Origin of the sequence: Thiemannella venezuelensis (genome assembly GCF_014203605.1) — a bacterium.
Lineage (GTDB): Bacteria > Actinomycetota > Actinomycetes > Streptosporangiales > Streptosporangiaceae > Planomonospora_A > Planomonospora_A venezuelensis.
Genome location: NZ_JACHJJ010000076.1, coordinates 1 through 1539, shown reverse-complemented (window position 1 = coordinate 1539; position 1539 = coordinate 1). Strand labels below are relative to the sequence as shown.

At 72.4% G+C, this 1539-nt stretch carries 1 protein-coding gene; it reads right to left on the bottom strand.

Going from position 1 to position 1539, the window contains the following annotated elements; genetic code table 11:
* Positions 1-243: 243 nt before the first annotated feature.
* On the bottom strand, positions 244-1539 hold a 1296-nt coding region (locus tag FHS22_RS37155; protein ID WP_184948888.1), incomplete at its 5' end, for a putative bifunctional diguanylate cyclase/phosphodiesterase.

Genomic DNA, 1539 nt, shown 5'->3' with positions numbered 1-1539 from the left:
TGACCCTGCCGGCGGGCCTGGGCAACTTCCAGGGTGCCAACAGCATCCGCTACGACCTGCTGATGGCCGGGGCGGTCATCGCCAGCCTGCCGGTGATCGTGCTCTACCTCGTCGCGCAGCGCTGGGTGATCGAGGGCATCTCCCGGTCGGGTCTCAAGGGCTGAGGACCCGCCCGGGCGGGGTGCGGGTGTGCCGGGGGCGTCCCGGGCCCGCCCCCGGCGTCCGGCGGCGGATCGTGCGGGGTCAGGCGGCCTGCTGCCAGGGGGTGACCTGCAGCAGGTCGTCGATCTGGGTGGCGGTGGCGGGGGGTGAGAACAGGTAGCCCTGGGCCAGGGGGCAGCCCATCTGCTGCAGCACGCCGGCCTGTTCGCGGGATTCGACGCCTTCGACGACGGTGCGCAGTTCCAGGCTGGCGGCCAGTTCGACGATGGCTTTGGTGAAGGCGCGGGCCTGGCGGTGGTCGGTGTTGGTGAGCGGGGCGGTGAAGGAGCGGTCGATCTTGAGGATGTCGACGGGCAGGGTGCGCAGGTAGGACAGGGAGGAGTAGCCGGTGCCGAAGTCGTCCAGGGCGATGCGCACTCCGTGGGCGCGCAGGTCGGCCAGGACGTCGGTGATGCGCTGGGTTTCGTCGGGGGTGGTGGCCAGCAGCATGCTCTCGGTGACTTCGAGGGTCAGGGCGTTGCGCGGCAGTTGCGAGCGGGTCAGGACCTCCAGGACGGTGTCGCGGAAGGTGCGTTCGCGCAGTTGGCGGCCGGAGACGTTGACGGTGACGGCGATGCCGTGGCGGTGGTGCCACCGCTTGGCGTCGGCGCAGGCGCGTTCCAGGGCCCAGCGGCCGATGTCGACGATGAGGCCGGTGTCCTCGGCGACGGGGATGAACACGTCGGGGGGGACGGGGCGGCCGTCGGTGGGGGTCCAGCGCAGCAGGGCCTCGACGGCGTGGATGGCGCCGGTGGTCAGGTCGACGACGGGCTGGTAGTTCAGGGTGAGCTCGTCGCGGGCCAGGGCCTGGCGCAGGCCGGCGGCGATCTCGGCGTGGTGCAGGCGCTCGGCGCGCAGGGTGTGGTCGAAGAGGGTGATGCGGTTCTTGCCGGCGGCCTTGGCGGCGTACAGGGCCAGGTCGGCGTCGCGCAGGGCGTCGGTGGCGGTGGCGAGCTCGTTTCCGGCCAGGACGCCGACGCTGCCGGTGACGTACAGTTCGCGGCCGTCGAGGGGGTAGGGGGCGCGGATGGCGGCCAGCACCTGCTCTGCCATGGTCGTGGCGGATCCCAGGTCGGCGGCGGGCAGCAGGAGGGCGAACTCGTCGCCGCTGAGCCGGGCCAGGGTCTGGCTTTCGGTGGTCAGGGCGCGCAGGCGGCGGGCCACGACGGTCAGCAGTTCGTCGCCGACGGGGTGGCCGTAGGTGTCGTTGACGTCTTTGAAGGCGTCCAGGTCGAGCAGGAGCAGCGCGGGCGCGGGCCGGTCGGGGTGTGCGGTGTGTTCGGCGATGGCGCCCTGCAGGGTCTCGCCGAGCAGGGTGCGGTTGCCCAGGCCGGTCAG